The following is a 24,577-nucleotide window of genomic DNA, read 5'->3' as shown; positions in this document are numbered from 1 at the left end:
CCTTTTATCGCCCGCCTGTGCTGAGTGGCAGGGCGATGGCGCGCTTGAGGATCTTGCCGGTCGGGGTAACCGGCAGCTCGTCCACGAACGAGACGTGCCGGGGGTATTTGTAGGCCGCCACCCGTTCGCGGACGAACGCGCGCAGCGTCTCGGCATCGACAGGCATCCGCAAGGCCACCACGGCGGCGATCTCCTCTCCGAGCTCGGGGTGGGGGACCCCGATCACCGCGGCCTGCCTGACGGCCGGGTGCTCGTAGAGGACCTCCTCCACCTCGCGAGAGTACACGGTATAGCCCCCGCGGATGATCACATCGCGTCGTCTGTCCACCAGGAAGAAAAAACCATCCCCGTCGACCCTTCCGAGGTCCCCGGTATGAAACCAGCCACCCCGGATGGCCTCCGCCGTGGCCGCCGGGTTGTTCCAGTAGCCCTTCATCACGTTGGGGCCGCGGATGACGATCTCGCCTACCTCGCCGCACGGCACCTCGTGGCCGTCCTCGTCCACGACCCGCATCTCGATGCCGCGCACCGGCCAGCCGACCGAGCCGGGGCGGCGGCCGTCGCCGCTGCGGTTCGTGGCGGCCAGCGCCGAGGTCTCGCTGAGCCCGTACCCCTCGACGATGCGGCAGCCGTAGCGGGTCTCGAAGGCGCGCAGCACGTCCACCGGGAGCGGGGCGCCGCCGGAGACGCAGACCCGCAGCAGCGACAGGTCGGAGACGCCCGGATGGTCGAGCAGCGCGATGTACATGGTCGGCACGCCCTGCAGCACCGTCACCCCGTCGCGGCGGATCACCTCCAGCGCCCGGCCCGCCTCGAAGCGGCGCATCAGCGTCAGCCGCGCGCCCGCGTGCACGGTCGCGTTGAGCGAGCAGGTCTGGCCGAAGGAGTGGTAGAGCGGCAGCGCCCCCAGCACCACGTCGTCGACGCCGAGCGCGTGCATGCGGGCCACGGTGGCGGCGTTGCCGCCCAGGTTGCCGTGGGTGAGCTCGATGCCCTTGGCCCGGCCGGTGGTGCCCGCCGTGTAGTGGATCACCGCGGTCTCGCCGTCGTCGCGCGGGACGACGCCCTCCTGCGGCGGCAGGCCGCGCAGCAGCCGGCGGAACTCGTCGGGGACGACGAAGAACAGGTCGGTGCGGGTGCCGGCGGTGCCCGCCTCGGCGGTCTCGGCGAACGCGTGCCAGGCGATCAGCAGCCGGGCCTGGCAGTCGCCCACGTACGAGGCGATCTCACGCTTTCTCAGCAGCGGGTCGAGCGGGACCACCACGGCCCCGGCCCGCAGCACCCCGTAGTAGACGGCGGCGAACTCCGGCACGTTCGGCAGCATGATCGCCACGCGGTCGCCGGGCCCGACGCCGCGCTGCCGCAGCAGTGTCGCGATCCGCGCGGTCATCAGGTCGAGCGCGGCGTAGCTGAGCCGCGTCTCGTCCAGCGTGACGACCGTCCGTTCGCCGAGTCGCTCGGCGGACCTGTGGAGCCGGTCGGCGAGGTTCATGGCAACGACCGTACGCCGGGTGCCCCTCGGTCCTCATTGGTCGCGGTGGCCAGTCTTTTCCCGTCGGGATTGGTGGGGGGCAGCGCGTCCTGGAGGGCGATGGCGACCAGCAGCTCGACGAGGTCGTCGATGCGGCGCAGGCTGAGCCCGGTGCGCTCCTGGATGCGGCGCAGCCTGTACTGCGCGGTGTTGGGGTGGATCTGCAGCCGTTCGGCGGCGGTGCGCAGGTTGAGGTCGGCGGCGGCGAAGGCGCGGATCGTCGCGGTGAGCACGCCGCCGCGCGCCCGGTCCTCGTCCAGCAGCGCGGTGATGCGCGGATCGACCAGGTGGCGCGCGGTGTCGTCGGCGCGCAGCGCCAGATACTGGAACGCGGTGATCCGGGGGAGCGCGGCCACGCCGCCGCCCTCGGGCAGGAAGTCGAGCACCGCGCGGGCCTCCTGGTAGGCCTGCGGGATCTGGGAGGTGCCCGCGCCGACGGTGCTGATGCCCATCGCCAGCACGATGCCCTCGGCCAGCAGCGTCTCGCGCACGGCCTGGAGCCGGTCGCACAGCTCGCCGGCGTCGCCGCCGGGGCCGAGCACCGGGATGGCCACGATCTCCGACTGCCGCACCACCGACAGCGTCCGCCCGCCGGGGCCGCCGGACCTGGCGATGGCCGCGCAGGCCGCGTGCCGGGCGTCGGCGCCCCGGTCGGGCCCTCTCGGCACGGCCGTGCGCAACCCGAGCACCACGGCCACGACCACGAGCAGCGGCGTGCGCGACTCGGGCGCCAGGCCGTGCGCCTGGGCGGCGGCGAGCTGGGGGCCGCGCGTCGGCATCGCCCCGGCCAGCAGCGTCTCCAGCAGGTCGCGGCTCTCGCGCACCGCCTCGGCGGCGGCGTACTGCTGGAACTCCATGTAGGCGTTGGCGGCGTGCGTGCTGGCGAAGTCGCAGTAACGCATGACCATCGCGGCCAGCGACAGCGCGGCCTCGTGGCCGGCGAACGAGCGGCCGGCCCTGGCCAGCACCGACTCCCAGAAGACCTGCTGGCCGACGCGGAAGGCGTTGATGTAGTCGGCCAGCGGGAGCCCGGCCCTGGCCCGGCGCATGGCGGCCTGCCGGGTGTGGGCGACGTCGTCCGGCGTCACCGTCCGCTCCTCCAGGAGGACGGCGAGCTTGCTGCCGTAGTGGCGCATCACCTGGTCGCGCACGTCGGCCAGGAACTCGGGGGTCCGGGCCGCGTAGGCGGGGATCTCGGCCCGCATGGCGGCCACCGCCGTGTCGGCCAGGTCGTCGAGGTCGGCGAGCAGCTCGGCGAGGATGCGCGCGCGCTCGGCGCGGACAGGCCCGGCGCCGGTGAACGTCTCCATGCCGGAAGCACTGGACATGCCCGGGATGATCCATGCCGGTAGCGGCGCGGTCAACGGGTTGTGACCGGTCCGAGACAGAGCCTGTGCTCCGACGACAACCTTCGCGGCGCAGGTTGGGTCACCGTGCCCAATGCGGTCATAGACGGCCGGATCCTACGCTGACCCCAATTGCAGAACAATCTTCCGCTCGCTGCGCCCCAGGAGGCCGGATGCTGGAAGTACACGATCTCACGGTCCGCTTCGGAGGCATCACCGCGCTGGACGGCGTCGGCTTCTCCGTCGCCGCCGGCGAGATGGTGGGGCTGATCGGACCGAACGGCGCCGGCAAGACCACCCTGTTCAACTGCCTCACCCGGCGCTGCGACGCCGACGGGGGAACGGTCCGCCACGAGGGGAAGGACCTCCTGGCGGTGCCGCCGCACGCCATCGCGGCACTCGGCATCGCCAGGACCTTCCAGAACCTCGGCCTGTTCCCCCGCATCTCCGTACGCGACAACGTCATGGTCGGCGCGCACCACCGGGGCCGCGCCGGCTTCCTGACGGCGGCGCTGCGGCTGCCCGGCGTGCGCGGCGAGGAACGCGGGCTGCGCGCCGAGGCCGACGCCGTGCTGGAACGCCTCTCCCTGTCCCACGTCGCCGACCACCCGGCGGCCGGGCTGCCGTTCGGCACGCTCAAACGGGTCGAGCTGGCCAGGGCGCTCATCGGCCGGCCCCGGCTGCTGCTGCTCGACGAGCCGGTCAACGGGCTCAACTCGGCCGAGGTCGAGGAGTTCGCCGGCACGCTGGGCGCGCTGCGCGACGAGCACGACCTGACCGTGGTCGTCGTCGAGCACCACATGGGCTTCGTCATGGGCACCTGCGAGCGGATCGTCTGCCTCGACTTCGGCAGGAAGATCGCCGAGGGGCCGCCCGAGCAGGTGCAGCGCGACCCCGGCGTCATCGAGGCCTACCTGGGGACGGCGGTATGAGCGAGCTGACGGTCCACGACCTGCACGCCGGGTACGGCGGCGCGCAGGTGCTGCACGGCGTGAGCCTCACCGTGGGCGAGGGCGAGATCTGCGCGATCCTCGGCCCCAACGGCGCCGGCAAGACGACCCTGCTGCGCGCCCTGTCGGGCATGGTCAAGGGGCGCGGCAGCGTCCGGCTCGACGGCGCCGAACTGCTCGGCCGCCCGCCCGACGCGCTCGCCCGCCTGGGCGTCGCCCACGTCCCGGAGGGGCGCGGCACGTTCACCCAGCTCACCGTCGAGGAGAACCTCCGTCTCGGCGCGTACGTCCGGCGCTCCGGCGTGGAGGACGACCTGGAGCGCGTCCACACCTATTTCCCCGCACTGAAACCCCGGCTCAGGCAGGCGGCGGGCAGCCTCAGCGGCGGCGAGCAGCAGATGCTCGCGCTCGGCCGGGCGCTCATGCTGCGCCCCCGGCTGCTCCTGCTGGACGAGCCCTCCCTGGGCCTGGCCCCGCTGGTCACCAGGGAGCTGTTCCACATCGTGCGGGCCGTCAACGAACAGGAGCGGACCACCGTGGTCGTCGTCGAGCAGAACGCCCACCTCGCCCTCGGCGTCGCCCAGCAGGCGCACGTCCTGGAGACCGGCAGGATCGTGCTGTCGGGCACCGCGGCCGACATCCGGGCCGACGAGCAGGTCGCCCAGTCCTACCTCGGATACCGGGTCTAGTCATGGCCGGATTCCTGCAACAGGTCATCGTGGGGCTCGGCACCGGCGCCATCTACGCCAGCCTCGCCCTCGCGCTCGTGCTCATCTACCGGTTCACCGGGATCGTCAACTTCGCCCAGGGCGAGCTGGCCATGTTCTCGGCCTACATCGCCTGGCAGTTCACCGCCGCGGGCGTGCCGTTCTGGCTGTCGCTGGTGCTCGCGCTGGCCGTGTCGTTCGCGGGCGGCATGCTCGTCGAACGGGTGATCATCCGGCCGGTCGAGGGCGCGCCCGAGCTGACCGTGGTCATCGTCACCGTGGGGCTGTTCATCTTCGTCAACGCCGCCGCCGGCTGGATCTGGACGTTCCTCATCAAGGACTTCCCCAACCCGTTCCCGGGCGGCGCGCTGCACGTGGGCGGGATCAGCGTGGCCTTCTCCACGCTCGGCGTCCTGGCCGTCGTGGGGGTCGTCATGGGGCTGCTCTACCTGCTGTTCCAGCACACCAAGATCGGGCTGGGCATGCGGGCGGTGTCGGCCAACCCCGACTCGGCGCGGCTCGTCGGCATCCGCGTCGGCTGGACGCTCGCCCTCGGCTGGGGGCTGGCCGCCACCGTCGGCGCCGTGTCCGGCGTGCTCGTCGCGCCGCTGCTGTTCCTGGAGCCGAACATGATGGGCGGCGTCCTCATCTACGCCTTCGCCGCCGCCACGCTCGGCGGCTTCGACAGCCCGCTCGGCGCCGTCGTCGGCGGGCTCGTCGTGGGCGTGGCCGAGACCCTGGCCGGCGCGTACGTCACCGCCATCGGGCCCGACCTCAAGGTCGGCGTGCCGCTGGCGATCATCCTCGGCGTCCTGCTGCTGCGGCCCCAGGGCCTGTTCGGGCGAGCGGTGGTGGAGCGGGCATGAGCGAGTCGACGCAGGTGAGCGACCGTACGACCGCCCGCGAGCAGGCCCCGGTCCGCCCGGCGGCGACCCGGTGGCGGTGGGCCGCGGCGGCGGCCCTGCTGGCGGCGGCCGTCTACGCGCCCTTCCAGCTCGTGCCGTTCCACGTCTTCCAGCTCACCATGGTGCTGATCTACGCCGTGGCGCTGCTCGGGCTGAACCTGCTCGTCGGGCACGCCGGGCAGATCTCCCTGGGGCACGGCGCGTTCTTCGCCGTCGGCGCCTACACCGTGGCGATCCTGCTCGACCGGTGGGACGCGCCCTACCCGCTGACCCTGCCCGCCGCCGCCCTGGTCGCGTTCGTGCTCGGGCTGGCGTTCGGGGTGCCCGCGATGCGGCTGCGCGGGCTCTACCTGGCCCTGGTCACGCTGGCCATCGCGATCTTCCTGGTGCCGCTGCTCAAGCGGTTCGAGGAGGTCACCGGCGGCTCGATGGGGCTGTCGCTGGCCAAGCCCGCCCCGCCCGCGTGGAGCGGGCTCGCCGAGGACCAGTGGCTGTACTTCCTCGCCCTGGCCGTCACCGTCGCCGCGTTCCTGCTGGCCGCGAGCCTGCTGCGGTCACGGGTCGGGCGGGCCCTGCACGCCGTCCGCGACGACGAGGCCGCGGCCGAGGTCATGGGCGTGCGGCCGACGTACTACAAGACGCTGGCCTTCGCGTGGAGCGCGATGTTCGCCGGGACCGCCGGGTGCCTCTACACGTGGGTGATCGGGTTCGTCTCGCCCGACTCGTTCGTGGTCAACCTGTCGATCACCCTGCTGGCCGGGCTCGTCGTCGGCGGGCTCGGGTCGCTGTCCGGCCCGGTGCTCGGCGCGCTGTTCGTGATGTTCGTGCCGAGCATCTCCCAGGACGTCAACGAGGCCGCGCCCGGCGTCATCTTCGGCCTCCTCATCATCGCGGTCATGTACGTCGCGCCGACCGGGCTGGCCGGGCTGGCCGGACGCGCCGCGAACTCGATCAAGAAGACCCTCCGGAAGGGGTAACGGCATGCGTTTATCTGCGATCGGCCGCACGGCGGTGACGGCCACCCTGCTGATCGCCGCGGCGGCCTGCGGAGGGCGGGACAGCGGCGGCGGAGACGCCCAGGCCACGGGCGCCACGGGCGGCCAGTGCGCCGGCCAGCAGACCACCGGCATCACCGACACCACGCTCAAGCTCGGCGGCATCTACCCGCTGTCGGGTCCCGCGTCCGCCTACGGCGCCATCCCCAAGGGCATCAAGGCCTACTTCGACTACGTCAACGCCGAGAAGGGCGGCATCGGCGGGCGCAAGGTCGAGTTCGTCGTGCGCGACGACGGCTACCAGCCGCCCAAGGCCGTCGAGGAGGCGCGACGGCTGGTCGAGCAGGAGCAGGTGTTCGCCCTCTTCCAGACGCTCGGCACCCCGTCCACCACCGCGACCTGGGACTACACCAACCAGCAGAAGGTCCCGCAGGTCTTCGTCGCCACCGGCGCGTCCGTGTGGGGAACCGACACCGCGCACCCGTGGACCATCGGCTGGCAGCCCAACTACGTCTCCGAGGCCCGCGTCTACGCCCAGTTCCTCAAGCAGGAGCACCCGGACGCCAAGGTCGCCGTCCTCTACCAGAACGACGACTTCGGCAAGGACCTGCTCGGCGGCTTCAAGAACGCCATCGCCGGCACCGGCGTCACGATCGCGGCCGAGCAGAGCTACGAGGTCTCCGACCCGACCGTGGACCCGCAGATGCGCAACCTGGCCGAATCCAAGGCCGACGTGTTCCTCAACGTCACCACGCCCAAGTTCGGCTCCCAGGCGCTCGCCGCCGACGCCAAGAACACCGCCTGGAACCCGCTCCACATCGTCAACAACGTCGCCGCCTCCATCACCGTGCTCAAGCCCGTCGGCTTCGAGAACGTGCAGGGCGTCGTCTCCGCCACCTACTACAAGGACCCCGTCGACCCCACCTGGGCCGACGACGCCGAGATGAAGCTCTACAAGGCCAAGATGCAGCAGTACGCGCCCGACGCCGACCCGCAGGTGCCCTACCACGCCTTCGGCTGGGCCGTGGCCAGCAGCTTCCACAAGGCGATGGAGGCCGCCAAGTGCCCCACGCGCGAGGGGCTGCGCGACTCGGTCCGCAACCTGCAGGGGATCCAGGTGGACATGCTGCTGCCCGGCGTGAAGCTGGAGACCGGGCAGGGTGACGGCTTCCCGATCGAGTCGCTGCAGCTCATGCGGTTCAAGGGCGAGCGGTGGGAGCTGTTCGGCGAGGTGATCGACACCCGCAAGGAGTTCGGCCCGCTCACCGGCTGACGCTTCGAGCCAGGGCCGCCGTCTTCCCTCCGGGGGCGGCGGCCCCGGGCGGGTGACGGCGTCGAGCCGGTCGGCCTGGTCAGCGCAGTCAGGACCAGGCCACGGGGTGACGGCCGCGGGGGCGCTAGCCGTCGCGGGCCGCGCGCTCGCGCTCGTGCGCGGCGTTGATGCGCAGCGCCTCGGCGAGCTGGTCCTCCAGGATGATGATCCGGCAGGCGGCCTCGACCGGAGTGCCCTGGTCGACGAGCTCGCGGGCCCGGGCGGCCAGGCGAAGCTGGTAGCGGGAGTAGCGCCGGTGGCCGCCACCGGAGCGTTTCGGCTCGATCAGCTTGGCGGCGCCCAGAGCCCGGAGGAACGTCGGGGTGACGCCCAGCATCTCGGCTGCCGCGCCCATGCTGTAGGCGGGGTAGTCCTCGTCGTCGAACCGGTCCTCGGCCGTGGGTTCGGCCGGTTCGGTGATCCTGCCGCGGGCGAGCGTGTCACCCTCGGCGTTCGAACGGCGTTGATCCATACATTCCTTTCCGAAACGCGAACAGGGGGCCCCGGCGCAGGTCGCGCCGGGGCCCCGAAGAGTTCAACACCATCTACCGGCCATCAGGCCGGCTCATCTTTTCCGCATCCACCGCGCTGGGCGGCGGTGATGCGCGGATCGCGGATGCGTGACCGTAGACCACCTTCCTAACTGTGGAACTGCGGTACCCGAGCGGCGAGACTCAGCCGGCAACGGGCGATCCCGATGGCGTCAACACTCCCTTCATCTTTCTCTTCCGGACCTTTGTCCACCTTCACTTGCGGCAGCGCGTCCACGGTCGGGGCCCCTAACCACTGCGCTGGCCCGTCACGTCCGACCTTCTGCCATCCAATACTCCGGGCGGTTCGTCGTGGTGCTGGTGCTTACTGCTGCCGCCCGGCGAATCAGTTCCTTGCGATGTCAGAAAGACTAGCTCGCTCGCCGCCGAATGTCTACTACGGCCGTGACAGATTTTCGGTAGCGGCGGAATCGGAAAGTCGGCGGGGCGGTGGGTGTCCCTTCCGGCGCCGCCCGTTCGTCGTGAAGATGGGGAACCCATGCCGCGGAGGATGCGATGCAGTACGCCTTGATGATCTACAGCGAGCCCAGCTACCTGGAGGGGCTGCCGGACGACGAGCGCGAGGCCGCCCACGCCGACTACCGCGCGCTGGCCGAGGACGACCGGTTCGTCTCGGCGGCGCAGTTGCAGCCTGCGGAGACGGCGACCTGCGTGCGCCTGGCGGGCGGCCGGACGCTGATGACCGACGGGCCGTTCGCCGACACCAAGGAGGTGCTCGGCGGGTTCTGCCTGATCGAGGCGGCCGACCTGGACGAGGCGGCGGAGCTGGCGGCGCGCATCCCGGCGGTGCGGCTCGGCGGCACCGTGGAGATCAGGCCGCTGGCCCGGCCCTGACCGGATCGGATCGGAGGAAGCGGTGCTGGAGGAGGCGTTCCGCGACGAGTGGGGCCGGGTCGTGGCCTCGCTGGTCGGGTTCCTCGGCGACTTCGACCGGGCCGAGGACGCCGCCCAGGAGGCGTTCGCCGTGGCGGCGCGGACCTGGCCGAGGACCGGGCCCCCCGACAGGCCGGGCGCGTGGCTGGTGACGACGGCCCGCAACCGGGCGATCGACCGGCTCCGCAGGGAGCGCGCCCTGGCCGGGAAGATGCACCTGCTGGCGGAGCCGGAGGCCACCGTGGACGAGGTCGACGACACGTTGATCAAGGACGAGCGACTTGAGCTGATCTTCACCTGCTGCCATCCGGCGCTGCCCCTGGAGGGCCAGGTGGCGCTCACGCTGCGCGCGCTCGGCGGCCTGAACACCGCCGAGATCGCCCGCGCGTTCCTGGTGTCCGAGGAGACCATGAAACGGCGCCTGACCCGCGCCAAGACCAAGATCAAGGCGGCCGGCATCCCGTTCACGGTGCCGGGCGCGCACCTGCTGCCCGAACGGCTCGACGCCGTGCTGGCCGTCCTCTACCTGATCTACAACGAGGGCTACAGCGGCCGCGTCGACCTCGGCGCCGAAGCCATCCGCCTGGGACGGGTGCTGGCCGCGCTCCTGCCGGACGAGCCGGAGACGTACGGGCTGCTGGCGCTGATGCTCATCCACCACGCCCGGCGGCGGGCCAGGTTCGCCGGCGAGCGGGGCGAGGACCTGGTGCTGCTCGACGACCAGGACCGGTCACTGTGGGACCTGGACCGGATCACCGAGGGCCGGGCGGTGCTCGACCGGGCGATCGCGCTGGGCGGGCGCGGCGCGTACGTCGTCCAGGCCGCCATCGCCTCGCTCCAGGCGCACGAGCGGGTCGACTGGCCGCAGGTCGCCCGGCTGTACCGGCGGCTGGCGGCGCTGACCGGCTCGGCGGTGGTCGAGCTCAACCGGGCCGTGGCGCTCGCCCAGGCCGGCGACCCGGCCGGGGCGCTGCGTGCCGTCGACCGGCTCGACCTGGACGGCTACCTCTACTTCCACTCCACGCGCGGCGAGCTGCTGCGGCGGCTCGGCCGCGACGGCGAGGCCAGGGCCGCCTACCGTCGGGCGCTCGACCTGGCCGTGTCGGCCCCCGAGCGGCGGTTCCTCACCCGGCGGCTCGAACAGCTCTGACCCTGTCCCGGCGGCCGCCGCCCGTTCGTCCCCTGGGTAGGAACGCGCTCCCGCGGACCGTGCTTGCCGCGCTCGTCGTCCGGGGGCGGTTCGGCCCTACCGACAAGGAGAACCACATGTCCGCCATCGCCGAGGCCAACAAGGCCACCCTCCGGCGCTTCCACGACGCCGTCAGCTCCGGGGACGCCGAGTTCATCGCCAGGACGATCGACGAGATCGTCGACCCGGGCGTGCTGATCCGCACGCCGCTGCCGATCCGGACGGAGGGCGTCGAAGCGCTGAAGGAGGTGCTGCTGACCCTGCACAGCGCCTTCCCCGACCTGCGCGTCGAGGTCGAGGACGTGATCGCCGAAGGGGACAAGGTCGTCACCAGGAACACCTGCACCGGCACGCACCTGGGCGAGTACATGGGCCTGGCGCCCACCGGCCGGTCCGTCACGTACAAGGAGATCCTCATCGCCCGGTTCGCCGGTGGGCGGCTCGCCGAGACCTGGGCGGTCGTCGACGTGGCCGGGCAGCTGCGGCAGCTCGGCGTGCTCCCGGGCTGACCGTGCCCCCGCCGGTCCCGGGACCGGCGGGGGCGGGAGATCACTCGCGGGCGTCCGGCGCCGACAGCACCGCCGTGGTGGCGGCCGGGCGGCGCGGGATGTCCCGCAGGCTGAAGGCGTACCTGGCCGTGGAGTCCGCGATCGCGTCGGAGTTCACGTCCAGGGCCGTCGCGTTGACGTTCGACAGCGTGTCGCACGCCTGGTGGTAGCAGGGGTCGAACGCGACGCCCGCCGTGCCGCCGAACAGCGCGGCCTGCTCGGGCGTCTTGATCTGCTCGGCGCCGGTGAAGATGCCGCCCGACGGGATGCCGACCGCGATGAACGGCCCGTAGTCGGAGCGGCCGTCGAAGTCGGTGCCGATCGTGGGCAGGCGGCGGGCCTCGTAGAAGTCCTCGAACCCGGCCTCGATCTCGGCGGACCCGGCAGGCCCCGCGGGCGCGCCGGTGGCGTCGGAGTCGTCGCCGTCATAGAGGAACGTCGCGTGGTTGGGCGAGGCGATCATGTCGAAGTTCAGGTAGAGCCTGATCCGGTCCCGCTCGGCCTGGCTCAGGCTCTCGACGTACTGGTCCGAGCCCAGCAGGCCGATCTCCTCGGCGGCCCAGAACGCGAAGCGCACCTTGTTCCTGACCGGGAAGTGCCGCATCTGCAGCGCGGTCTCCAGGATGGCGGCGCTGCCGGAGGCGTTGTCGTTGATGCCCGGCCCCTCGTGGACGCTGTCGAGGTGGCCGCCGACCATGACGACGTTGCGCGGGTCGCCGCCCCGCGTCTCGGCGATCACGTTCTCGTCGGTGCCGAGCGTCAGCGTCGCGTCCACCTTGAGCCTGACCTGCGTGCCCGGCGTCGCGGCCAGCGCCTGGCCGACGGCGAAGTCGGCGTAGACCATCGGCACCCCGGCCCGCCACTCGCCGATGTCCAGCGGGTTCGCCTCGGTGCGGCCCGGCTGGCCCTCGTTGAACACGATGATCCCGGACGCCCCGGCGAACCCGGCGAGCCGGATCTTCGTCGCGAACGGGCAGGTGCCGCGCTGGATGAGCGCGATGTTGCCCGCCTGGAAGCCGGCGAAGTCCGACGCCTCGCAGCCGCTGGTCGACGACGGCGCCGGCGACGGCGGCAGCGTCAGGTCCACGCCCTGCACGACCGCCGTCACGTCCCCGGCGGGCGACGGCTGGAAGGTGTAGAAGTCCTCGTTCGGCGTGTACGAGCCGAGCAGCGGCGGGGAGTTCTCCGTCCAGCCCTCGACGAAGTTGACCGGCTGGAGCGAGACCTTGTAGCCGGCCTGGCGCAGCTTGCCGGCCACGTAGTCGCGGGAGGCGTCGTAACCGGGCGTGCCGGCCGCCCGGTTGCCGCCGTTGGCCGTGGCCAGCGCCTGGAAGGTTTTCAGATGTTTGTTGACGTTGACGCCCTTGACCTTCTTCACCAGCAGCCTGGCGAAGGCGTCGTCCACGTGCCCCCCGGCGTGGGCCGGTGGCGCGAGGGCGAGGGGCACGGCGATGGCCGTGGCCACGGCCAGGGCACGGATGACGCCTTGACGAAGACGCATGATCATTTCGCACTTCCCATGGGACAGCCTGAAGCACCCGTTTCCCCCGAGGCGTGCTGAAGGGAACGTATTACCGCGGTTCCCTGCTGAGAAGCCCCGGCCGGCCCAGGGAATGTGCGAGATTCCGGACAATCCTGCGGTTGACGGCGTGGCCGCCGCTGTCTATAAGGGCCCTCTCCACCAGGGGCCGCGGATCGCGTACGTCCGGCCCGGCGGGTCCAGCGACCGGGTGCCGCCGAGCTGGTTGACGAACAGCACCGAGCCGTCCGGGCTGAAGCACGCCCCCGCGAACTCGCTGTCGTCGGCGATGTTCACCGCGAACTCGAACGGCTCACCCCCGCGCGGGTCCAGCCCGATCAGCCGGTTGACGTTGGTCAGGCCGGGAGCCAGCGGGTGCGGGTCGTCGTCCTCCGACGCGTCGTCCTCGCACAGCACGATGCCGCCGCGCGGGGTGAACGTCAGGTTGTCCGGCGAGTCCAGCTCCTTGCGCCCGCGCGACTCGTACACCAGCACCAGCGTGCCGCCGGTGCGGCCGGGCACGTACTGCCAGACCTGGCCGTAGCCCTTCAGGTAGCCCTCCTCGTCGGGGCCGTCGCCGGTCTTGGCGTCGCCGCCGCTGGTGGAGTTGAAGAACACCGCCCCGTCACCCCACCAGCAGCCCTCCAGCCGGTTGAACTTGGCCGCGCCCTTGGCCAGCCCCTGCTGCGCGCAGGTCGCCGCGCCGTTCTCCAGGTCGGGGTCCGGGTCGTCGATCCGCACCCACTCGACCGGCAGCCGGGCGCCCATCCGCTGGCCCTCGCGGCAGTCGTAGCCGTCCACGCCGACGATCTTGAGCATTTCCAGCACGCCGCCGGCCGACAGGTCGCGCGGGTTGCGGGGGCGGAACCGGTAGAACCCGTCGGGCTTGCCCGGATCGTCCTCGGTCTCGTACACGTACCCGGTGTACGGGTCGACGGCGACGGCCTCGTGCGAGAAGCGGCCCATCGCGGTGAGCGGCATGGACGCGGCCGGGCTGCCCGGCTCCGGGCCGTGCAGCGGCACCTCGAAGACGTAGCCGTGCTTGCGCTGCCAGCCCTGCTGCGGACCGGCCCACGTCTCCTCGCACGACAGCCAGCCCCGGTTGTGCAGCATGCGGCCGCCCGCGCAGTTGGCGATCGTGCCGTTGAGGCTGACGAAGTGGCGTAACAGCTCGCCGGTGCGCAGGTCCACCTCCAGCGTGGTGGTGCCGGCGACGCCCAGCTCGTCGTAGCGCTGCGAGCCCGGTACGTGCACGCGGCCGTCCGGGTAGCCGGGCGGCGTGCGCACCTCGTGGTTGCGGATCAGCCGGACCGTGTGGGAGCGGGTGCCGGGGAAGGCGGCCATGCCGTCGTGCGCCATCGGCGTCGGCACGCCGTCGGACATCGGCGTGCCCGTCTTGCCGAAGACGACGTAGGAGAATCCGGCGGGCAGGGCGAGCAGTTCCTCCCCGGTGTTGGTGGTGGGGGTGCGCTGCAACTCGCCGTATCCCGCGTAGCCGGAACGGGGTGATCGCCGTCCCGCGTCTGCCCAGGCGGCGTGCGCGCCCAGGGTGTTGATGGCGATGCCGCTCGCGAGCACGCCTCCGGTGGTGGCCAGGAAGGACCTACGCCTCATGCATGAACTCCTTGTGAACAAGAGATTTCCACACACTAAACGGATCTTGTGTCCCGGAGACAGGCCCAAATGATCGCGTAGCCTGGACGGGTGCTCCAGCGGGTCCTGCGGATTGCGGTCGCGCTCACCGTCGTGGTTCTGGCCGTCCTCCCCGACGGCGGAGCCGGTCCCGGCCATGACCCCTGCGCGCCCCGCGACACCCGCGTCGCCGTCGCCTACCCGATCACCGGCTACTGGGTGATCCCGCGCGCCGACCGCTGCGCCACCCGGCGTACGGTCGAGGCCGTGCACGCCGTCGGCGGCGACACGCTCATCACGTTCGGCGCGCGCATCCTGCCCGCCCGGCCCGACGCCCGAGGCCGCATCCCCGCCGTCGCCGGCTGCGTCGAGGACGGCCGCACCTGCTACGAGGCCGCGCGGGCGACCGGCAGGCCCATCCGCCGCGTCTACACGTACGTGACGAGCGAACGGTTCGGCGACGCCGTGCTGCGCTGCCCCGGCCTCGACCGGCGCGTCGAGCACGACGGACGCACCTATTACCGGCTCCTGCTCGCCCCCGCCTGCGACGCCGCCGCCTTCGACCTGCTCCTGATCGCCACCGACGGAGACGGCGTCGGCGACCTGCTCACCGAGGCCGCCGCCTACGGCATGGCCGTCATCCCCGGCCTGCCCGTGCCGCCCAAGGACCCCGCCAAACCCTGGCTGCCCGACCTCACCCACCTGCCGGCGCTCAACGAGCTCACCGCGCGCGTCATGGCCGACTACCGGCGCCGCCACGCCGCCTCACCCGCGCTCGGCGGCGTCTACCAGTCGTTCGAACTCGCCATGCGCGACCGCGCCGACGACGACCCCATCATCGCCCTGTACGCCGCCCAGCACGCCGTCGTCGCCGCCGGACTGCCCGGCGAGACGATCATGGTCAGCCCGTTCTGGGACGCCCGGCGCGGCCGCGGCTTCCCGCCCGCCCAGGTCGGCAAGGGCCTGGCCGACATCGCCGCCACCCGCGCCGGCGCGCCCATGGCCATCGCCGTCCAGGACGGGCGTGGCGTCGGCAAGGTCCCCGTCCACGGCCCCGACCAGGCCGCCGCCCCCGTCGACGCGCGCCTCGAACCCGTCGTCGGCCGCGTCGCCAACCAGGCCGCCTACTACGGCTCCACCCGCGACTACGTGGCCGCCGCCGCCCGCCACCTGACCTCCGGCGTGGAGCTCTGGGTGAACGTCGAGGTCTTCGAACCCACCCAGGTCGCCGGCGAGTGCGGCCGGGCCAACCCGTTCCCGCTGCGCGGCCGCGCCACCAAGAGCCGCGTCGACGCCCAGGTCGCCGCCGTCGGCCGGCACGCCAGCAAGATCATCTCGTACGGGTGGGACCCGTTCCTGACCTGCCGCCACTCCCACGCCACGCCGTCGCTGGCCGACGACCTCACCGCCCACGGGCAGCGGCCCATCATCGCCCACGCCCGCCCCGCCGCGTACGGCGGCCGCACCGGCGTCCTCGTCGAGGGCTACCACCTGGCGGGCGGCACCCTCACCTTCACCTACCGCCAGTCCGGCGGCGCCACCGCCCGGGTCACCGTCCCCCAGACCTGGCACGACCCGCGCACCGGCGCCGACCCCCGCCTCCCGGACGGCCTCCAGTCCGGCTGGGCCCCCTTCACCCCCCACCGCCCCGACCCCGCCCACCCCTGGATCACCATCACCGCCACCACCCCCACCGGCCCCACCACCACCCCGTACGCCTGGCATCCGTGACTTCCGCTGGCTCCCGGAGAACCCCCACAGAGCAACCCCCCAGAGGAACGGACGGTCCGCCTGTGAGACGGTCCGCCTGTGAGACGGTCCGCCTGTGGGACGGTCCGCCTGTGGGACGGTCCGCCTGTGAGATGGCCCGCTTGTGGGGCGGCCCGCTTGTGGGGCGGCCCGCTCTTGAGATGGCCCGCCGTTGAGATGGCCCGCCGTTGAGATGGCCCGCCGTGGGACGGCTCGCTACGGCAAACGGTGGGGCTAGGGGCGGGCGGTCCTCAATGAGCCTGCTGGCACGGCGGGTGGCCAGGGGGTGACGCCCGTCGAAGTGGCTTGCCGGGGCGCGGGGAGGTCAGGCTCGGGTGAGGGTGGTGGTGAGGTGGGTGTGGAGGTCGTCGTCCAGGGGGGTGGCGGCTTGGCGCAGGGTGGTGGCGGTGGCCGGGGTGAGGTGGGTGGCGTGGCGGAGCAGCAGGCGGACGGCTCGTACCTGGACGGAGCGCGTGGGGTGGCCGAAGGTGGGCGTCAGGGCCGGGGTGAGGGCGTCGGCCAGGGCGGGGGTGGCGCGCAGGACGGCGGCGAGCCAGGAGAGCCCGGCGCGGACGAGGCCGGTCTCCCGGCGGAACAGCAGCGCCTCCAGGGCTTCCGCCAGGTCGGCCGGGTCGAGGGCGGGCAGCCGCCGCAGGTGGGTCAGCGCCAGCTCGGCGACGGGGGCCGGCGCGGTCGGGAGGAGGCGCAGGTAGGTGGTCGCGTGGGCGGCGATCTCGGCCTCGGTGGGCGCCAGGGATTCGTGGAGCCGGGTGAAGAAGCGCAGCTCGATCGCGTCGCCGCCGAGCAGGAAGCGGCGGCGGCAGCCGTCGAGCAGCAGGTCGCGGCTGATCACGCCCTCCCGGGCGAGGGTGTGCAGGGCGGTGAGCCAGGACAGCGGCCCGTGCTGCTGGTGGCGCAGTGCCAGGCCGACACCCTGGGCGGTGAACAGGCGCGGCAGCAGGCCGGGCAGCAGCGGGTCGCCGCGCAGGCTGCTCAGCGGGGCGTCGCGTGACACGTACGCCACCACCAGCGGGTCGTGGTCGGGCGGGGGAGCGCCGGTGGCGCGCAGCAGCGCCAGGACGAGGGGGAGGGTGCGGTCGGAGCCGCGCCCGCGCGGGCGGGGCGGCCGGATGCGGAGGGCGAGCCGCACGGCCACGTCGGCCTGCCACTCGGGCGGGCGGGCGGCGATCACGTCCAGGAGGGGGCCGTGGTCGGCGATCAGGGGGAAGCCGTCGGGGTCCCACAGGTCGAAGTCGCGCCGGGTGATCCAGGCGGCCGCGGCGGCGGGGCCGAGCACGCCGGCCCCCGCGATCCGCATCGGCTCGGCCCACTCCGGATGGTCGTCGATCTCGTGTTCATGGTCCCAGGGGCGCGGGAAGGGGGAGGCGAGGCGGCGTTCCTGCTCGCGGTGGGCGCGGCGGGCGGCGGCGACCTCGGCCGCGTGGGCGCGGGCGACCTGGACGTGGCCGGGCAGCTCGCGGGCGACGAGGCGGCGGCCGGCGGAGTCGAGGGCGGTCACCGCGGCGACGGTGCCGGGGACGTCACCGGCGTCGATGAGGCGGCGCAGCCCGTCCCAGGGGGATTCCTGGCGTGTCATGACGCCGGAGCCTGGCAGAGCGCACCGACATTCCTACGGCAGGATCGAGTCCACGTACCCGCCGTCCACGCGGACGGCCGCGCCCGTGGTGGCGGAGGCGTACGGGGAGCTGAGGTAGACGACCAGGTTGGCGATCTCCTCGGGCTCGATGAGGCGTTGCAGCAGCGACTGGGGCCGGTGTTCGCGCATGAACGCCCGCTGCGCCTCCTCCCACGGCAGGTCGCGGTCGACGAGCTGGTAGACGAAGTCCTCGACGCCGCCCGTGTGGGTGGGCCCGGCGATCACCGAGTTGACGGTGACGCCGCTGCCCGCCGCCTCCTTGGCGAAGCCGCGCGACACCGCGAGCAGCGCGGTCTTGGTCATGCCGTAGTGGATCATCTCGGCGGGGATGACGACGGCGGAGTCGCTGGCGATGTACTGGATGCGGCCCCAGGACCGTTCCCGCATGCCGGGCAGGTACGCGCGCGTCAGGCGGACCGCGGCGAGCACGTTCACCTCGAAGTAGCGGCGCCATTCGGCGTCGGTGATGTCGAGTGCCGGCTGGGCGCCGAAGATGCCCAGGTTGTTGACCAGGATGTCCACGGCGGGCAGGTCCTCCAGCACCCGGGCCGCGCCCTCGTCGGTGGCCAGGTCGCCGGGGGCGGCCAGCAGGACGGCGCCGGCGTGCGCGGCGCGGATGCGGTCGAGCGCGGACGCGACGGACGCCTCGCCGCGGCCGTTGACCGCGACCGTGGCCCCGGCGGCGGCCAGGCCGGTGGCGATGGCGGCGCCGATGCCCTGGGTGGAGCCGGTGACCAGCGCGGTCTTGCCGGTGAGGTCGATGCGCATGTGTTCCCCCTGATCGCGTTGCCCTGCCATTGTCGGTGACGGGCGGGCGGTTGCCGGTCAGGCGGGGCCGCGCCGCCAGAGGCGTTCGCCGTCGTCGAAGCGGCCGGTGGGGGTCAGGCCGGCGCGGCGGGCCACGGCGGCGGAGGCGGCGTGGTCGGGGTGGATGTGCGCCTCGACGGTGGTGACGCCGTGCTCGTCGAGCCAGGCGACCAGGGCGCGGGCGGCCTCGGTGGCGTAGCCGTGGCCCTGCTGTCGTTCGCCGACGACCCAGGCGATCTCGGCCCGCCGTCCCTCGTGGGTGATCGTCGCCTGGACGTAGCCGACGGCCTCGCCGGCGACCCTGATGATCCAGTTGTGCCACTGCTGGCCGGGCGGGCCGCCGGCGACCTGGCGGGCGTAGCGGGTGCGCAGCTCGTCCAGGGTGGGGGCGGCGCCGCCGGTGAAGGCGTAGAGGTCGCCGGCGAGCACGCCGACCATCTCGTCGGCGTCGGCGACCGTCAGGGGGACGAGCGTGACTCGGCCCGTAATTTCCGTCATATCCAGCCATTTTGCCGGTACGGGGGTGGCAGCGCGCGGCTCACTGATTGTGCGGCAACGGTGACTTAATGTGCTGGGGGGATTTGATCTCGATGCTCAGGGGGACCGATGTCACGCCGAAGGACCCTGCTCGCGCTCGCCGTCGCCGGCACGGCCTGGACAGTGCCGCTGGGGCCGGCCGCGCCGCCCGCGCACGCGGCGCCGGAGCCCGTGCCGCCGGCCGACGCGTCGCCGGTGATGGACCCGGCACGCGCGGTGGACTACTGGACGGCCAGGAAGCAGTCCAAGGCCGACGCCGCCGAGCTGCCGGAGGCCATGGTGCTGCCGGCCGGCAAACGACGCGGGCGCACCGGCGAACGCCCGGCGGCACGGCCCGGTGAACGACCAGGCGAACGACCGGGCGAACGCTCGGGGGAGCGCTCGGCAGAGCGAGGGGAGCGGCCAGGAGGGCGACCGGGGGAGCGGCCGGTGGAAGGGCCCGGGGAGCAGCCGGGGCCGAGGCCGGCCGTGCTGGGGAGCGAGGGCCGGCCGGTGAGCGTGCCGGTGGCCGAGCGGCTCACCCCGGGCGCCGACGCCAACGGCTACGGCCGCATGCGCAGGCCCTACACCAGGGCCGCCAACAGCCGCGCCACCGGCCGCCTGTTCTTCCTGGACGCCGACGGCACCCGCCGCTCGTGCAGCGGCGCCGTGGTCAACTCGGGGAGCAGGCTCCTGCTGGCCACCGCCGCGCACTGCGTGTACGGGGTGTCCAAGCGCGACAACCGCGGCCGGTGGTCGTCGAACCTGGCGTTCGTGCCCGCGTACGACGGCCATGCCAAGGCGTCGGCCGATCGCGCGCCCTACGGGGTGTGGGGCGCGCGGCGGGTGTGGAAGCCGCGCGCCTTCACCGGCGAGGGCCACTGGGACTGGGACTCGATCTACGACCTGGCGCTGGTCGAGGTCGGGCGGCGGGGTGACCGGACGCTGCAGGGCACGGTCGGCGCGTACACGCCGCTGCGCAACGAGGGCGGCCGGTTCACCGTCACCACGCTCGGCTACCCGAGCGACGAGCCGTACGACGGCACCCGGCAGCTGTGGTGCCTGGGCCGGACGCAGCCCTGGTCCGGTTACGCGCGTCCGGACCGGAGGGTGACGGGCCGCCTCTACACGGACAACTGTCACCTGTTCGGCGGCAACAGCGGCGGCCCGTGGCTCGACCGGGACACCGGCCTGCTGCTGGGCGTGCTGTCGTCGGGCGCGGCGGACGAGTCCACGGCCGGTTACGCGGTCGCCAACCCGTTCGGCCGGGCCAGCTACGGCGCGCTGGTGCGTGACGCGGACCCGCACGGCGTCTACGACGCGCTGTCGGTCAAGGGGTCGGTCTCGGGCGCCCGGGTGAGCGCGGTCGTGACGATGCGCGGGCTGGTGGCGGCGAGCGTGCCGGTGACCTTCGAGCTGCCGCACGGCGTGAGCCTGGCGCCGGGGTCGCGCTGCCGGGCGAGCGGGCGGCAGGTGACGTGCCCGGCGGGCGTGGTGCGGCCCGGCGATCCGGTCACGGTGTCGTTCCCGGTCCGCGGCGTCGCCGGGGCGCGGGCCTCGTACCGGGTGCGGGTGCCGATCTCCCACCTGGACCCGGAGCGGGGCGACAACACGCACGTGTTCGGGCCGAGCGCGCGCAGGTAAAGGCGCACGGCGGCGATGGCAAAGGATGGCGTGTCGGCCGGGCGGGCGCTCCGCCCGTGCTGGCAGGGTCGACGGCGCCGCGACGAGCTGGGAGGGCCAGATGCGACGTGCCGGGGATGGGGAGCAGTTCGACCGGCTGCTCTCCGCTGCGAGGGCCTACTGGGGCAGGCGCCCCGCCGGGCCGGGAACGTGCGTGGTCGCGGAGGCCATGCACCAGGACATCCGCGTGATCGTCCGCAACCTGCTGCTGGCGAACGCGCTGTGCGATCTGACCGCCGCCCGGCTGGTCGTGCTGGTGGGCACCGACCGTGACTGGAGCCGGGCGCTGTGGGACGACTACGACGTCGAGTGGGTGCGGCGGCTGGCCGAGGCGTTCGGCGCGGCCGAGGTCGTCGACGTGCACGAGCTGGCCGACCGGCGGCTCGCCGACGAGGGGGACGCGCCCGCCGAGGGCGTCGACGCGGCGGCGCTGGACGTCGTGGAGAAGGCGACGCTGATCCGGCTGAACCTGGTGCCCCGGCTGCCGCACGCGGAGGACGAGCAGCACCGCGCCCGCCGGGCCCGCGCCCGGGCCTTCTCCGCCGTGTACGACCGGCTGTTCGCCGAGCTCGCGCCCGCCGCGCTGGTCACCAGCCACGTGGACTACGACCAGTGGGGGCTCGCGGTCGAGACCGCGATGCGCCGCGACGTCCCGGTGGTGCACGCCCAGAGCACCGGGTCGCTGAAGGCGTACGCGCTCTTCCCGGGTGAGGCGCGCGGCCCGGGCGGCTTCCGCGAGGAGCTGACCCGCAGGATCGCCGCCTACTTCGACGAGCACGTGTGGGCCAACCGGGAGCTGATCAGGCCGGGCGCGGAGCTGGTGGCCTGGCGGGCGAAGGGCAACCTGGGCAGGCCGAGCTGGTGGCGGGCGGGCAACGTGAGCTCGTTCGAGGTCCGTACGGAGACCGAGCGCCGCCAGCTCCGGCGGCACGCCTGCGACCGGCTCGGCATCGAGCCGGACCGGCCGATCTTCACCGTGTTCAATCACGCCGTGTCCGACGCGGTGGGGGCGAACCGGGAGGTGTTCGGCGACCTGGCCGAGTGGTTCGAGGAGACCGCCGAGTTCGCGGCGGCGGAGGAGTCGGTGAGCTGGCTGTTCCTGGACCATCCGAGCCAGGAGCGTTACGACGTCACGGGGCACTTCGGGTCCGTCGCGGCCCGTTACGCGGGGCGGTCGCACCTGGCGTTCGCGCCCAGCCTCGACCTGTCGAAGAACATGCTGTGGAGCCTGACGGACGCCGGGGTCACCGTGCGCGGCAGCGTCTCCAGCGAGTTGCCCGCGTTCGGCATCCCCGTCATCCAGGCCGGCTGGTCGGAGTGGAGCGGCTGCGGCCTGTCGAACGTGGCCGAGACGCGGGCCGACTACTGGCGGCTGCTGGCCGACGCCGTCGCCCGGCACGCCAAGGGCGAGTCGACGCTCGGCCCGGAGCAGCGCGAGCGGGCCCGGCTGTGGCTGTGGCTCTACCGGTGCGGCGCCGACGTGTCCTCGCCGCTGCTGCCGCACTGGGAGCTGGGCGACGGCGAGGAGTATCTGCGGGCGCTGTCCGTCAGCATGCGGCACGTGGAGCGCGACGGCGATCCGCTGCACTGCGCGGTGCGCCGCATGTGGGAGCGGCGCGAGCCGCTGCTGAGCCGGTTCGACTTCCGGGACCAAGCGGGGCTGGCCGCGGCCCTGACCGCATCGAGGAGCGCATGATGAGCACGACAACGCTGGCCGGGGCCGCCACGACGCTCGACGAGGAGATCGTCCCGCTGTCGCCGCCGGTCGAGGTGTTCAGCGGGCGGGCGGCGGCGTTGCAGGTGACCGACCAGCTGCATCGCGGCGAGCAGATCGTGGGCCGGTTCGAGCGGTCCGGGCTGGCCGGGTTCAAGGTGGCGGCGCGGGGCAGGCGGCTGCGGGTCAAGGTGTCGCTGGCGGTGGACGCCACGTCGATGCCGGGCTGGCATCTGCCGGACGCGCAGGGCAGGGCGGCGACGCGGCCCCGGCTCATCCAGGTGCGCTCGCAGGGGCGGCTGCGCCAGTGCGTGCTGCTCAAGGGCGGCAACGGCATCCGCAGCGCGCAGGCGGCCTTCGACCTGCTGCCCGAGGAGGTGCCCGACGACGGGCTGGTGTGCGTGGAGGCGCTCGACATCGCCGAGGGCGGCGGCGTGGACGCCGGGGTGCGCGCGGCCGTGGCGGACGCGATCATGGAGTGCGGCACCGCCGGGCTGCGCATCGACGGCGTCGCGTTCGAGGAGGGCCGCGACGACGGCGAGCCCGGCGGCGGCGAGACGCTCGACGGCGCCCGCTGCGAGATCCTGTCGCTGATCAGCTCGGGCGGGCTGGCCAACCCGAACCGGCGCGGCCCCCGTACGGTGCGTACCGGGATGTTCGTCGTGAACCCGGTCCCGCCCGGCATGTTCGGCTCGGGCGGGCGGCTGACGATCCGGCTCGGCAGCCGGGCCGACACCACCCTGCGCCCCGCCACCGCCCGCGACCGCGCTTTGATGCGCCGGGCGGTGCGGCGGGCGGGCGGCGAGGCCAGGCGGCTGCGTCACGCCGCCCGCGAGGTGCTGTGCTCGGCGGCGCCTTCCGTGACCGGCGTCATGAGCGTCCAGGACGGCGCCCTGCCGATGCCGACCAGGACCACGACCGGCAACACGCTGGAGCTCGACCTGCCGGCCCCGGCCACCTCGCCCGTGCTCGTCTTCGTCGACCCGGGCGAGTGCGCGCTGCCGACCCTGGTCTCAGCGACCTGGACTCCCTGACAGGCTCTGGGCCAGCAGGTCGAGCAGCGGCTGCCGGCGCACGCAGCGCTCCAGCGCGAACGAGTCGGCCAGCGCCGCCAGCTCGTCGTCGCCGAGGCCCCTGAACAACTCGGCGTACTCGGGCAGCATCGCCTGGGCGATGAGGATGTGCCTGACGAGGTCGTCGGTCTGGTAGCGGGCGCCCCACGGGTAGGGCGCCCAGCCGGGGAACTCGGCGTCCACCAGGGCGTGCAGCGGCCCGACGGCGTCCGCCGACTCCTCCATGGTCGAGCCCCACCGGTCCGCGCCCAGCCGCGCCTTCTTGGCGATGAACGGCCCGAACCTCTCCAGGTACGGACCGGACGCGCTGACCAGCCCCTGCAACCCCACGTCCTTGTACGTCCACAGCGCCCAGCCGGCCTCGTGCCGGTCGTAGATCTCCAGCTGGTCGCGCAGGATCTGGTAGCGCTCGTGGTCACGCTCCGGATCGCCCGTGTAGACGGGCCCGAACTCGCCCACCCACAGCGGCGTCCCCGTCTCCCGCTGGAAGCGCGAGCGCCGCTCGAACGTCCGCTCCAGCTCGCGCCGGTCACACCACTCCCCTCGCGTGTAGCCCGGGTAGCCGCCGCCGTGCGCGAACCCGGCCAGCGCGTAGTCGTGGCAGACGAACACCGTGTTCTCGTACACCTCCCGGAAGATCGAGAAGTCCGTCGAGTACGTGTTGCCGTCCAGGAAGAGCACGTGCCCGGGGTCGGCCGCGCGCACGGCCTTGACCAGCCGGTCGTAGAACGGGCCGACGACCTTGCCGGTCGGGTCGCCCGGCTCGTTGACCGGGTTGTACCCGGCCACCCACGGATGGTCGCGGTAGTGGTCGGCGATGGCCTCCCACAGGTTGACCGCCCGGTCCTGGAAGTGCCGGTGCCGCCAGAACGCGGCGACGTGGGTGGCGTTGTCGGAGTGCCAGTGCTGGTTCTGTGAGCCCGGCAGCGCGTGCAGGTCGATCACGCTGTAGACGCCGCGCTCGCCGAGCAGGTCGATGACCCGGTCGAGGTGGCGGAACCCGTCCTCGATGATCTCGAACGGCCGCTCGTCCGACTCGAAGTGGTGGTAGTTGACCGGGATGCGCACGCAGTTCATGCCGAGCCCGGCCAGCAGGTCGGCGTCCTGTTCGGTGAAGAACGAGGTGAGCAGCCGGTCGAAGAAGAACGCGGCCCGGTCCTCGCCCAGCACCTGCGTGACCGAGGCGCGCATCGACGACTCGTCGGCCGGGTAGCCGGTGATGAAGTTCTCCATGTTCATCCAGCCGCCCAGCCCGACGCCGCGCAGCCGTACGGGCTGGTTCTCGGCCGTGAGGAGCCGCGTTCCGGAGACGTGCAGCAT

Annotated in this window: 21 protein-coding genes; 12 read left to right on the top strand and 9 right to left on the bottom strand. The window is 73.1% G+C overall.

What is annotated here, in order from left to right:
• Window positions 1–4: 4 nt before the first annotated feature.
• Together ACWDXC_RS02095 and ACWDXC_RS02090 are read right to left on the bottom strand one after the other, a co-directional pair.
• Window positions 5–1,492 (bottom strand): long-chain-fatty-acid--CoA ligase, encoded by a 1,488-nt coding sequence (locus ACWDXC_RS02095; protein ID WP_449977054.1) that lies wholly within the window; start codon window positions 1,490–1,492, stop codon window positions 5–7.
• The gene (locus ACWDXC_RS02090) at window positions 1,489–2,859 is read right to left on the bottom strand and encodes a PucR family transcriptional regulator (protein ID WP_449977051.1); all 1,371 of its coding nucleotides are present in this window, start codon (window positions 2,857–2,859) and stop codon (window positions 1,489–1,491) included. The genes ACWDXC_RS02095 and ACWDXC_RS02090 overlap by 4 nt, the downstream gene beginning before the upstream one ends.
• Window positions 2,860–3,050: 191 nt before the next feature.
• On the opposite strand from ACWDXC_RS02090, the gene ACWDXC_RS02085 reads away from it, so the two are divergent.
• From ACWDXC_RS02085 to ACWDXC_RS02065, 5 genes are read left to right on the top strand one after another with little or no spacing between them, the layout of a single operon-like run.
• Window positions 3,051–3,809: an ABC transporter ATP-binding protein gene (locus ACWDXC_RS02085; RefSeq protein ID WP_449977048.1), complete on the top strand. Its 759-nt coding sequence runs from the start codon at window positions 3,051–3,053 to the stop codon at window positions 3,807–3,809.
• Complete coding sequence (locus ACWDXC_RS02080) at window positions 3,806–4,516, top strand: ABC transporter ATP-binding protein (RefSeq protein ID WP_449977045.1); 711 nt, start codon at window positions 3,806–3,808, stop codon at window positions 4,514–4,516. The genes ACWDXC_RS02085 and ACWDXC_RS02080 overlap by 4 nt, the downstream gene beginning before the upstream one ends.
• A gap of 2 nt (window positions 4,517–4,518) precedes the next feature.
• Window positions 4,519–5,400 carry a branched-chain amino acid ABC transporter permease gene (locus tag ACWDXC_RS02075; protein ID WP_449977042.1) on the top strand — a complete coding sequence of 294 codons (882 nt, stop codon included), beginning with the start codon at window positions 4,519–4,521 and terminating at the stop codon, window positions 5,398–5,400.
• The gene (locus tag ACWDXC_RS02070; protein ID WP_449977039.1) at window positions 5,397–6,416 is read left to right on the top strand and encodes a branched-chain amino acid ABC transporter permease; all 1,020 of its coding nucleotides are present in this window, start codon (window positions 5,397–5,399) and stop codon (window positions 6,414–6,416) included. Before ACWDXC_RS02075 ends, ACWDXC_RS02070 begins: the two co-directional genes overlap by 4 nt.
• 4 nt (window positions 6,417–6,420) lie before the next feature.
• Window positions 6,421–7,707, top strand: a complete 1,287-nt coding sequence (locus ACWDXC_RS02065; RefSeq protein ID WP_375075065.1) for an ABC transporter substrate-binding protein — start codon at window positions 6,421–6,423, stop codon at window positions 7,705–7,707.
• Window positions 7,708–7,831: 124 nt separating this feature from the next.
• Here the strand turns inward: ACWDXC_RS02065 and ACWDXC_RS02060 are convergent, their stop codons facing one another.
• Entirely contained in the window at window positions 7,832–8,101 is a 270-nt protein-coding gene (locus tag ACWDXC_RS02060) for a helix-turn-helix domain-containing protein (protein ID WP_449978148.1), read from the bottom strand.
• Between the two features lie 691 nt (window positions 8,102–8,792).
• Between ACWDXC_RS02060 and ACWDXC_RS02055 the strand changes: the two genes are divergently transcribed.
• From ACWDXC_RS02055 to ACWDXC_RS02045, 3 genes are all read left to right on the top strand, one after another.
• Complete coding sequence (locus tag ACWDXC_RS02055) at window positions 8,793–9,131, top strand: YciI family protein (protein ID WP_449977036.1); 339 nt, start codon at window positions 8,793–8,795, stop codon at window positions 9,129–9,131.
• Window positions 9,132–9,153: 22 nt separating this feature from the next.
• The gene (locus ACWDXC_RS02050) at window positions 9,154–10,320 is read left to right on the top strand and encodes an RNA polymerase sigma factor (protein ID WP_449977033.1); all 1,167 of its coding nucleotides are present in this window, start codon (window positions 9,154–9,156) and stop codon (window positions 10,318–10,320) included.
• 116 nt (window positions 10,321–10,436) lie between these two features.
• Window positions 10,437–10,868: an ester cyclase gene (locus tag ACWDXC_RS02045; protein ID WP_449977030.1), complete on the top strand. Its 432-nt coding sequence runs from the start codon at window positions 10,437–10,439 to the stop codon at window positions 10,866–10,868.
• 40 nt (window positions 10,869–10,908) lie between these two features.
• Here ACWDXC_RS02045 and ACWDXC_RS02040 read toward each other — a convergent pair whose 3' ends face one another.
• Window positions 10,909–12,408, bottom strand: coding sequence for a M28 family metallopeptidase (locus tag ACWDXC_RS02040; protein WP_449977028.1), 1,500 nt, complete (start codon window positions 12,406–12,408; stop codon window positions 10,909–10,911).
• 162 nt (window positions 12,409–12,570) lie between these two features.
• Window positions 12,571–14,040: a PhoX family protein gene (locus ACWDXC_RS02035; protein ID WP_219508410.1), complete on the bottom strand. Its 1,470-nt coding sequence runs from the start codon at window positions 14,038–14,040 to the stop codon at window positions 12,571–12,573.
• Between the two features lie 90 nt (window positions 14,041–14,130).
• Between ACWDXC_RS02035 and ACWDXC_RS02030 the strand changes: the two genes are divergently transcribed.
• A complete protein-coding gene (locus ACWDXC_RS02030) occupies window positions 14,131–15,789 on the top strand; it encodes a DUF4434 domain-containing protein (RefSeq protein WP_449977023.1) in 1,659 nt (552 codons plus the stop codon).
• Window positions 15,790–16,132: 343 nt separating this feature from the next.
• On the opposite strand, the gene ACWDXC_RS02025 is transcribed toward ACWDXC_RS02030, so the two are convergent.
• The 3 genes from ACWDXC_RS02025 to ACWDXC_RS02015 are packed head-to-tail and all read right to left on the bottom strand — an operon-like array spanning window position 16,133 to window position 18,769.
• The gene (locus ACWDXC_RS02025) at window positions 16,133–17,404 is read right to left on the bottom strand and encodes a hypothetical protein (protein ID WP_449977020.1); all 1,272 of its coding nucleotides are present in this window, start codon (window positions 17,402–17,404) and stop codon (window positions 16,133–16,135) included.
• 33 nt (window positions 17,405–17,437) lie between these two features.
• Window positions 17,438–18,232, bottom strand: a complete 795-nt coding sequence (locus ACWDXC_RS02020; RefSeq protein WP_449977018.1) for an SDR family NAD(P)-dependent oxidoreductase — start codon at window positions 18,230–18,232, stop codon at window positions 17,438–17,440.
• Between the two features lie 57 nt (window positions 18,233–18,289).
• Complete coding sequence (locus ACWDXC_RS02015; RefSeq protein ID WP_449977015.1) at window positions 18,290–18,769, bottom strand: GNAT family N-acetyltransferase; 480 nt, start codon at window positions 18,767–18,769, stop codon at window positions 18,290–18,292.
• Window positions 18,770–18,877: 108 nt separating this feature from the next.
• On the opposite strand from ACWDXC_RS02015, the gene ACWDXC_RS02010 reads away from it, so the two are divergent.
• The 3 genes from ACWDXC_RS02010 (at window position 18,878) to ACWDXC_RS02000 (ending at window position 23,218) form a co-directional block, all read left to right on the top strand.
• Window positions 18,878–20,431, top strand: a complete 1,554-nt coding sequence (locus ACWDXC_RS02010; RefSeq protein ID WP_449977013.1) for a trypsin-like serine peptidase — start codon at window positions 18,878–18,880, stop codon at window positions 20,429–20,431.
• Between the two features lie 100 nt (window positions 20,432–20,531).
• The gene (locus tag ACWDXC_RS02005; protein WP_449977011.1) at window positions 20,532–22,166 is read left to right on the top strand and encodes a hypothetical protein; all 1,635 of its coding nucleotides are present in this window, start codon (window positions 20,532–20,534) and stop codon (window positions 22,164–22,166) included.
• Window positions 22,166–23,218, top strand: a complete 1,053-nt coding sequence (locus ACWDXC_RS02000; RefSeq protein WP_449977008.1) for a hypothetical protein — start codon at window positions 22,166–22,168, stop codon at window positions 23,216–23,218. Before ACWDXC_RS02005 ends, ACWDXC_RS02000 begins: the two co-directional genes overlap by 1 nt.
• On the opposite strand, the gene ACWDXC_RS01995 is transcribed toward ACWDXC_RS02000, so the two are convergent.
• The gene (locus ACWDXC_RS01995; RefSeq protein WP_449977005.1) at window positions 23,198–24,577 is read right to left on the bottom strand and encodes a glycoside hydrolase family 5 protein; all 1,380 of its coding nucleotides are present in this window, start codon (window positions 24,575–24,577) and stop codon (window positions 23,198–23,200) included. The two genes, ACWDXC_RS02000 and ACWDXC_RS01995, sit on opposite strands and share 21 nt — an antisense overlap.

This window comes from Nonomuraea sp. NPDC003214, assembly GCF_053590035.1.
The sequence above is the reverse complement of the archived record's forward strand: the minus strand, read 5'-3'. Positions and strand labels throughout refer to the sequence as shown.